This window comes from Nocardia sp. NPDC004722, from assembly GCF_053601505.1.
Genome location: NZ_JBSGBY010000372.1, coordinates 1 through 8,478 on the forward strand (window position 1 = coordinate 1; position 8,478 = coordinate 8,478).

At 70.7% G+C, this 8,478-nt stretch carries 7 protein-coding genes; 2 read left to right on the forward strand and 5 right to left on the reverse strand.

From position 1 onward, the window contains the following. Together ACWELQ_RS29765 and ACWELQ_RS29770 are read left to right on the forward strand one after the other, a co-directional pair. Window positions 1-581: SDR family NAD(P)-dependent oxidoreductase (locus ACWELQ_RS29765; RefSeq protein ID WP_452400350.1), on the forward strand; the 581-nt coding region annotated here is incomplete at its 5' end. Between the two features lie 144 nt (window positions 582-725). Then, on the forward strand, window positions 726-1,376 hold the full coding sequence (locus ACWELQ_RS29770) for a double zinc ribbon domain-containing protein (RefSeq protein WP_452400351.1): 651 nt from the start codon (window positions 726-728) through the stop codon (window positions 1,374-1,376). A 10-nt stretch (window positions 1,377-1,386) separates the two neighbouring features. On the opposite strand, the gene ACWELQ_RS29775 is transcribed toward ACWELQ_RS29770, so the two are convergent. The 5 genes from ACWELQ_RS29775 to ACWELQ_RS29795 all read right to left on the reverse strand — a co-directional run bounded on the left by ACWELQ_RS29775 (window position 1,387) and on the right by ACWELQ_RS29795 (window position 8,421). Then, entirely contained in the window at window positions 1,387-2,727 is a 1,341-nt protein-coding gene (locus tag ACWELQ_RS29775; protein WP_452400352.1) for a serine hydrolase domain-containing protein, read from the reverse strand. 133 nt (window positions 2,728-2,860) lie between these two features. After that, a complete protein-coding gene (locus ACWELQ_RS29780; RefSeq protein WP_452400353.1) occupies window positions 2,861-4,162 on the reverse strand; it encodes a CHAT domain-containing protein in 1,302 nt (433 codons plus the stop codon). Window positions 4,163-4,259: 97 nt separating this feature from the next. Further along, window positions 4,260-5,774, reverse strand: coding sequence for a tetratricopeptide repeat protein (locus ACWELQ_RS29785; RefSeq protein WP_452400354.1), 1,515 nt, complete (start codon window positions 5,772-5,774; stop codon window positions 4,260-4,262). A 2-nt stretch (window positions 5,775-5,776) separates the two neighbouring features. Beyond that, window positions 5,777-6,856 carry a hypothetical protein gene (locus ACWELQ_RS29790; RefSeq protein WP_452400355.1) on the reverse strand — a complete coding sequence of 360 codons (1,080 nt, stop codon included), beginning with the start codon at window positions 6,854-6,856 and terminating at the stop codon, window positions 5,777-5,779. Next, a complete protein-coding gene (locus tag ACWELQ_RS29795) occupies window positions 6,853-8,421 on the reverse strand; it encodes a hypothetical protein (RefSeq protein WP_452400356.1) in 1,569 nt (522 codons plus the stop codon). Before ACWELQ_RS29795 ends, ACWELQ_RS29790 begins: the two co-directional genes overlap by 4 nt. Window positions 8,422-8,478: the final 57 nt, after the last annotated feature.

An 8,478-nucleotide genomic window follows, 5' to 3' on the forward strand; every position in this document is an offset into this window, starting at 1 on the left:
ATGGTGGGTTTCGGGGCGACGGTCGTCGTGGTGGTCGGCGGGGGAGTGGTGCGGGAAACGACACCGTCGCCGCGATCCGCACCACCCTCGGCGAGATCGACGTGGCACTGCACGGCGCGGCGGCCGACATGTCCGATCGCGTCGCCTCGACCCGCGCCCTCGACATCGCGGACCTGCGCGTTCCCATGGCACTGAAGCTGCACTCCCCCATCCTCATGACCCGCGCCCTGCTGCCGGGCATGCTCGAGCGCGGCACCGGAACCCTGCTGTTCTCCTCCGGGTCGACGCCCCGGCTGACGCACCCCTACCTGGCGAATATCGGTGTCGCACTGGCGGCGCAGCGCGGCTACCTGCTGCAGCTGGCCGAGGAGTTGCGCGGCAGCGGTGTGTATCTCGGCCTGCTCAATATCGGTGTCCTGATCGGCGGCAGCGAGGCCGAACGGATCGTGGACGCGCATCCGGAGGTGGTCCCGGCGGGGGTGAGCATTCCCCGCATGACCAATAACGAACTGGGCGACCGGTATTGGGACCTGTACGTCCGGCGCGACACCGTGGAGGCGGAGGTCGGCTTCACCGACTAGCCCCGAAGACGGCCGGGTGAGATTCGTGGGATGTGTTGCGGGCGACGCGAGTCATACGATAAGAACCTGACGAAACACGGTCCGGGGGGCTCCGGGCACGTCGGTTCACAGACTTCCGCTCAGCCGTAAAGGAATAACTCCACCATGACCGGTCCGGTCGTCTTCACCAGCTACTACCACGACGAATCCAATGACGACGGATTCCAGTGGGAGTTCCGCTGTGATCGCTGCAGCACCTCCTACAAGTCCCCGTTCGAGCAGAACTACTTCTCGCGCGGCCGCGGTGCCCTGCGGGTGCTGCGCGACCTGTTCGGGGATCAGGTCCGTGCCATCGACAAGATCTCCAATGCCGCGGAGAGCTACTCCAACCACTGGGGCGGCTCCTCCTCGAGCACCAAGGACAAGGCCTTCGCCCGCGCGGTCGAGCAGGTGCGCAACGACTTCCGCGCCTGCGGCGGCTGCGGGCGCTGGGTCTGCCACAACGTCTGCTGGAACGAGCAGGTCGGTCAGTGCACCAACTGCTCGCCGCAGGTGCAGCACCAGATCGCGCAGGCGCAGGCCGAGGCACGTGGATCCCAGATCCGCGACGCCGCCTACCAGCAGGATTGGGTTTCGCAGCACGACGTGGCCACTCCGGCGCGGGTCAACTGCCCCACCTGCAATGCGCCCACCACGGGCGGCCGCTTCTGCGGCTCCTGCGGTACCGCGCTGGCCCTGCAAGCGCATTGCACCGGCTGCGGCCATCAGGTTCCCGTGGGCGCGGGCTTCTGCTCCAACTGCGGCCAGCACCAATAACACTCGGCGATCAGCGGATGCCCGGGGTCGCCGGATCGGGCCCCAGGCATCCGAGGATGAAGCAGCCGGGCGGCCAGTTGTCGAAGGGCGCGTAGAGCGGCTTGCCCAGGCATTGCAGGACACCGCAGCCCGGGTAGGACATGGGCCCGAGGCCGAGGGCGGCGAGCGTGGCGTCCGGGTTGAGGAACATCGGGTCGTTCAGGCTCACGTCGGGGTGTTCGACGTACGGGCCGGGATCCGCGAGGGTCGGGGTGCGGAAGGCGGCCGCGACGCCGCGCAGCACGTCGTGCGGAAAGCTCACCGCGCCACCGGGAGCCGTGACGCCGGTCCAGCTCACCAGCAGGCCGAGGCTGGGCACGATGAAGTTGTCCTGGCGCATCATGCCCGCCATCTGGATGGCGTCCTTGGGCAGGCCGGGAAAGACGTCCTCGCAACCCGGGCCGTTGACGGTGATCAGGAAGCCGTAGCAGGGGTTGGCGTCGGTAGGGGTGGTGGCCTCGGTGAAGTAGTCGGTCGAGATCAGCTGGCGGCCTTGCCAATTGCCGCGCTCGACCAGCAGCAGGCCGAGTTTGACGTAGTCGTCGGGCGGGAGCACCAGGTGCGCGTGGCCGTAGGTGTTGCCGCTGCGGTCCCGCGCCCATAGGTAGTCACCGCTGTGAATACCCAACGGGTCGAACAGTTTTCGCTGCGCGTAGGACTGGAAGTCCTCGCCGACCGCCTGACCGATCACATAGACGAGCAGATCCACGGCCCGCTGGCTGTACTGCCACGCCTGGCCCTGCGGTTGCGTGATGGGCATGGCCAGGGCCTGCGCCACCACGTTCGGGTCGAGCCGGAACAGCCCGGTCACGCCCTCCGAGGCGATGGCGACCTCCATACCGGAGGTCTCGGTCAGCAGGCTGCGCACGGTGATGGCACGGTGCGCGTCGTCACCGAGCCCGGCGGGCAGATAGTTTCCGATCGGATCGTCCACGCGCAGTTTGTGTTCGTCGACCGCGATGCCCGCCACCATCGACACCACCGATTTGGTGCCGCTCCACAGATTCCAGGCGACCCCGCCCGCGCGCTGGTTGTTCGGCCCGCTGCCGACCAGGCAGTTGTTGCGGAAGATCTGCACGGTGAAGCGGGTCGGGTCGGAGGCGAAGTTCACCGCCTTGCCGAGCGCGGCCGAATCCAGGCCCACCTCTTCGGGTGTCGCGGTCTGGGGCTGGCGGCCCGCGCTGACCTCACAGTGCCGCAAGCCATCCGGCGCGAGGCTCGACCCCGGTGTGGCATGGCCGGTAGGCCCGGCGATCAAGGCCGCCGCTATCGCCATTGTCATCGCGAGGATGCCTGTCACGAACCGCGCCATCGAAACCTCTCCTCTGCTGAACGTCCCGTCAGCTCATCGGAGGTCCCTTGCGGCCGTTATCTTTTCGTGACCCCAGACTTCTCGGGGCGGTAGTTTCAGGGGCGAACGATCTGGGGGCGCGGGGGGGACCTCGTCAGCGCGCGTCGACGGTGGCGAAGGCGGCCCAGATCAGCGGGGAATGCTCGATCCGGCCGGTGTCGCGCCAGGCGGCCAGATGCGTGCGCTGCCAGGCATTGAGGGCGATCACCGGATCCTCGGACTCGTGCGCGGCGTCGATGGCGCACACGGCTTCCTGGAATGGGTGTGCGGTCGGGGCGGTGCCCGCGAGACGGTGGAAGGCCAGATCGGTGGGCAACGGCCAGCGCCCCGCGGTGACCAGTTCCGCACCGCCGGTGAGCATGGCGGCGACCAGGCCGAGCGGTTCGGCGAAACGCAGATCGCCGCCGCTCTCGCAGGCGATGAGGGCGACCCGGCTGGGGATGGGCCAGATTTCGGGTCCGGTGCGCGGTATCGGGTTGTCACGGTGGCCGTTTCCACTGGCCGGTGCGCTCGAAACGGGCAGGGCGTGTGTGCCCAGCAGCAGATCCCGGGCCGAGAGCGGACGGTGATCGCGGTAGGCGGGGGCACAGCCCGGGCTGGCGGCCGTGCACGACAGATGCAGGGTGGCCGATTCGCTGCGGCCGGATTCGGGGGCCGCCGCGGTGACGTGTCCGACGTAGAGCAGCCGCGCCGCGCCCGCGTGCAGTGCGTCGCTGAGCCAGGAGCGGTCGAGATCGGTGCGGCGGAAAGCCTCCAGCGGGTCGCCGACGGCCGGGGTGAGCCGGTCCGCGGCCGCGTGCGCGGCGACCAGCTCGGCCAGGGGTGCGGCCGCGTCCATCCGGCCCAGCACCGAGCCGAGCGCCGAATCCGCCCGGAAGCCGGGGACGCGCGGATCCAGGATGGCGACCACCGGGTGGGTGCGGGTGCTGGTCCACGCGCGGGCGACCCGGGCGGGTGCGTGCACGATCCCGGCGGGGGCCAGGACGCTGACATCGGCGATCTCGACCAGCCGGACATCAGGATCGGGAGCGATCAGCTCCCAGGGCAATTGCGCTGTGCGCGGCGAGGGTTGGATGCGCAGGTGCGGGCGGACACCACGACTGTAGAGCTCGTGCAGCTGGACCGCGAGGTTGTATGGCAGGAATACCGACGAGAGATACTGTGCCAGAGCAGTTTCCGCCTCCAGCGTGGCCAGTTCCCCAATGGTGAGCGCGGATTCGAGTCCTCCCGGGACACCCGGCGCGGGCAAGGCCGCCGCGAATCGGGCCATCGCCGCCTCGACCTGATCTTCGGGCACCACCCCGACTCCGCCGGGCGCGGCGTCTTCCTCGGCCCACCTCCAGGTCACGTAGAGATCACCGGCATCGGCCATTCGGACATACACGGTCGGGGTCATGCGGCCACCGCCCGGTCGGGACGCGCCGCGCTCGGCCGAACAGCCGACAGGTCTCGGCGTTTCGGACGAAGGTCGATCAGAGCGGGCCGGGCCTGGGTCATGCGGTGATCACCCGATCGGCGCGCAGGCGGCGGCCGTAGCGCTGTTCGGCGGCGGACAGCCAAATCTCCAGGGCCACGTGGCCGTCCGGGGGCACGGCGATCCGAGCGGGCGGGGCCACGGGGAGCCCCGCACTGGCAGCGACCGCCGCGAGCGCGGTGCCGAGCTGGAGGGCGTCCTGCAGTGGCGCGGCGGAATCCGCGGGCGGGTCGAAGGGTTCGAACATGTCGAGCGGGAGGGGCGGATCGGAGGCGAGCCGGTCGATATCCAGTATCGTTCCCGCGCACTGGCTTTCGATCAGGTCGGCGACCAGGCGGGCGTCGCCCGCCAGATACGCGTAGCGGAAGGCCAAGCGCAGTGCCGGGTTCACGATGCGGCGGTTCCAGGTGTCGCGCTGTGCGCCGTCGGGCAGTTCGTAGCGCACGGCATCCAGGGCCAGTGCGGCCGGGACCGCCAGATCCACTGCGCGCGCGAGCAATCCGGGCACCTGGGTGACCAGCGGCTCGAGGAGACCGGCGTGCCAGTAGTCGAGCTGGGCGCAGTGCAGGCCGAGGCCGCGGACGGCGTAGGTGGCGCGGGCGGCGGCGAGTTCGGCCTCGCCCTGGTCGTAGCGTCCGGTCGCGAAGGCGGTGGCGGCCAGGCGCAGTCGCACATCGGCGGCGTCGATGACGGCCCGCGACTCCTCGAATCGGTGCAGCGCCTCGCGATAGCGCTGCTCCGCGACCTCGTGCTGTCCGCGCTGCTCGGCGATGAAACCCATGACCTTCAAACCGATTCCGGCGCGATGCGCGACCCCGGCGGCGTCGAAATGCTCTTGAGCGGCGGCCAGCAGGGGTTCCGCGTCATCGAAACATCCTGTGCGCGTGTACATCAACGCGAGGTTCTGCCGGGTTTCCGCGACGCCGGTGCGGTCCTCGACGGCTTCGAACGCGGCCAGCGCCTGCCCCGCGAAATCCTGGGCCAGCTCCCAGCGCCCGGTCTCGAAGTGCGCGGCGGCCAGATTCATCAGCGGATGCCCGGCCTGCGCGGGACCGAACTTCCGTGCCGCGTCCAGGGATTCGCCCGCCAGATCCAGTGCCCGCCACCACTGCTGCCGATGCATGGCCACCGCCGTCGACGACACCAGACAGGCCAGCCGCAGATCCCCCGGCGCGTCCTCCCCACCCAACGCCGCCCGCGCCTGTTCCAACGCGGCCTGCGCCCCATCCAGATCCCCGAGATTCTGCAGCGCCTGCGACAACCCGATCAACGCCCCCGGATACATCCGCGGCGCATCGGTCCGCATCTCCGCCAACGCTTCCCCGAACCGCTCCACCGCCCCCGCATGATCCCCCAGCCGATCGGTCACCACCGCCACATCCACCAACGCACACAACCGCAAATCCCCCACCTCAACCCGCGCCGCCCGCTCGAAAATCCGCAACCCCTCCCACAGTTCCCCCCGCCCCACCGCCTCCGCCCCCGCCCGCAACAACGGACTCTCGACCTCGGCGGAACCGTCTGATTCGGACATGCTCAGAAGTCCGAATCGTTGGCGGCGGCGGCTATTTCGGCGAGCAGCGGGGCCAAGGGGTCGCCGTCGATGTCGGGGACGGCGGCGGCGAGCAAGCGGCTGGCGGCGAAATCACGGATGCGGTCGCGGAGGTCGGCGGCGGATTCGGTGTCGTCGGGGAGGGGGCCGAAGCCGGGGACGTGGATGGCGATGTGGATGGCGGAAGCCGGTGTGGGGAGCGGGGATTCGCCTATCCAGGTGTCGTGGACGGGGTGCAGTTCGGTGTCGAATTCGCCGCGGCCGGTGTCGACGTGGGCCCAGGGGCGCAGGTGGGCGGGGGTGTCGGCGGACCGGTCGGGGTGGGCGGCGACGGTGATGGCCACGGTGGTGGCGCCCGCGTCGCGGACGAGTTGCCAGGAGACGGCGGATTCGGAGGCGTCGACCAGGCCGGGTGGGCAGCGCCGCCAGTCCCAGCCGCCGGTGCCGCGCGCGAGCACCATGGTTCCGGCCCGGTGTTCGTCACCGGCGGCCAGGGCGTAATCCGAGGCGCGCAGCGAGCTTTCGACTGTCGCCGGGAGCGGCGGGGCGAGCGCGTCCGCGCCGTCCACCAGGGCTTCGCATTCCTCGGTGAGCTGCGCGATCTCGCGATCGAGTAGCACCGGGTCGAGGGCCGCGATGCCGTCCAGCACGGAGGCGGGCCACCAGCGAGAAGCCCAGTGCGCGTACGCGAGCCGGTATGCGGAGGCCGCCAGCGCGGGCCGGGCCGCGAATGCCGCTACCTCGCGCCCAGCGCGCCCTTCAGCGCCGCCGACCTGTCGTCCATTCCGTCCCGGGCCCGAGTCGTCGCCGCTGGGCTCGAGCGCGAGGGCGACCGGTTCGCCGTAGATCGCCCACACCCACTCCTGAGCGGCGTCGACGTCGTCGAGTAGGGCTGCCGGAATCTCCTGTCCGGCAAGCACATTCCAGATCAGGTGACCGCCGAGGACTTCCAGCACCATGGTGTCGGGGCCCGGGGCCGCCGCCAGTGCGTCCGGCGTCCCGGCCGGGATGATGGCGTACAGCCCGTCGGGGTAGCGCTGGATCGTGACCGTCGAGTTCGTCATCCCGCCCTCGATTCCCGATCGTCGGGCGTCGCCTCGGCAGTCGCGGCGAGGGCCCGCTTGACTCGCATCCGGTGGTCCAGGATCACCGACCGCGCCACGCCGTCGAGCAGATCCCAGAGTTCGTCCGCGGCGTACACGGGAAACTCACGCACATCCCGCCCGTGCAGCCGCGCCCACAATCTCCGCAGGTATGGACGCCACGGTACGCGCAGATCCGCCGCGACGGCCCCCAGCGGCCCGTCGACGGCATCCACCCGCACCGCCATCCGCCGCGCCTGCAGCACATAGGCCTCCCGCTGCCAGCGCCCATTCACCAACCGCGCCGCCACGCCCGACCCCGGCCCGCCGTCGGACATCGATCCGCCGTTCAGGATCGCCGCACCGCGTCCCGACCCGCTGTTCGACTCGGTCGTGCCGCGCGAAGTCGCCGCACCATTGGATCCCGCCGTGCCGACCACCTCGGAGGCGGCACTCGATTCCATTGCCGGACTGATTGATTCGATCTCGACACCGCCGGACCGGGCAAGCGTGCCGTTTCGCCCACCGGATCCGGCGGAACGCTCGGCGGAGGCGCCCAGTAGCCCGGCGGACGTGCCGAGCAGTCCGGCGGCGGTACCGGTCAGGCCGACGGCAGCGCCCATCAGGCCGACGGCAGCGCCTGCGAATGCGCGTGACGGTTCGCGCGCGGCGTCCCGATCGCCCGCGGGGGTCAGCAGATCCCCGAGCGGGCGCAGACTCACGGCCAGCACCGCTCCCACGGCGGCGGCCAGGCGCAGGGACTCGTCCAACAGGGCCCAGGGGGCGCAGGCTCGCGCGATCTCGGCATCGACGAGTTCCGGGATAGGGGGCAGGTCGCCGCGTTCGCTGGAGGCTTGCAGGACGGTGAAGATGCGCTCGTGGATGGTGCGATCGAAGGGCAGGCCGAGGGTGGCGGTGGAGGCCGAGCCGCCGACGCGCGGCGCTTCCGGCAGCGGATACAGCGTCAGACCGAGTTCGTGGGCGCTGCGGCCTGATTCGCGGTCGGTGTGGCCTGCCCCCGAGCGGCCGTCGTTCGCGCCGTCCGGCTCCGCACGCCACAGCTGGATTCCGGTGTGCGTACCCAGGGAGGCGGCGATGGCGGCGTCCAGGTCGGCACTGCCGGATTCATCGAATCGTGTTGCGGCGCAGGCGTCGAGGAGTTCGGCGAGGACGCGGGTGTGGTCGGGCACGTCGGTGAGGGGGCGGCGGCGCCAAGCGGTGTGGATGAGGGCGGTCACCTCGGCGGCGCGGGACTGGTCGGCGAGGTAGTCCTTCAACGCCTGGGTGGTGCGGCCCGCGGTGAGGCCGTGGATCTCTCGCAGCGCAGCCTCGGCGGCGGCCCGATCGCGGACCGGGTCCGGCATGCCCGAGACGGTAGCCAGTTCGAAGCAGCGCTGGAAGTACAGGTCCTGGGCGTTGCCCTCGGTGATGCGCAGCGCGCGCCGGGTCTGCTTGAGCAGGGTGAACCAGGCGGCGGTGGCGCGCAGGACGTCCCCGGCGGCGTGCACGCGCGCGGCGAGCAGGACCGCGCCGTCGGCGGAGAGCATGGCTCCCGCGCATTGCGGATGCTGCACGGGCCGGATGACCAGCGGGTCGAGGATGGC

What these genes read in the sequence shown, in the direction of transcription:
- ACWELQ_RS29775 (WP_452400352.1), bottom strand. Translation starts at nt 2,727, where the DNA reads ATGGCGCGGTTCGTGACAGGCATCCTCGCGATGACAATGGCGATAGCG.
- ACWELQ_RS29795 (WP_452400356.1), bottom strand. Translation starts at nt 8,421, where the DNA reads ATGCTCTCCGCCGACGGCGCGGTCCTGCTCGCCGCGCGCGTGCACGCC.
- ACWELQ_RS29770 (WP_452400351.1), top strand. Translation starts at nt 726, where the DNA reads ATGACCGGTCCGGTCGTCTTCACCAGCTACTACCACGACGAATCCAAT.
- ACWELQ_RS29790 (WP_452400355.1), bottom strand. Translation starts at nt 6,856, where the DNA reads ATGACGAACTCGACGGTCACGATCCAGCGCTACCCCGACGGGCTGTAC.
- ACWELQ_RS29785 (WP_452400354.1), bottom strand. Translation starts at nt 5,774, where the DNA reads ATGTCCGAATCAGACGGTTCCGCCGAGGTCGAGAGTCCGTTGTTGCGG.
- ACWELQ_RS29780 (WP_452400353.1), bottom strand. Translation starts at nt 4,162, where the DNA reads ATGACCCCGACCGTGTATGTCCGAATGGCCGATGCCGGTGATCTCTAC.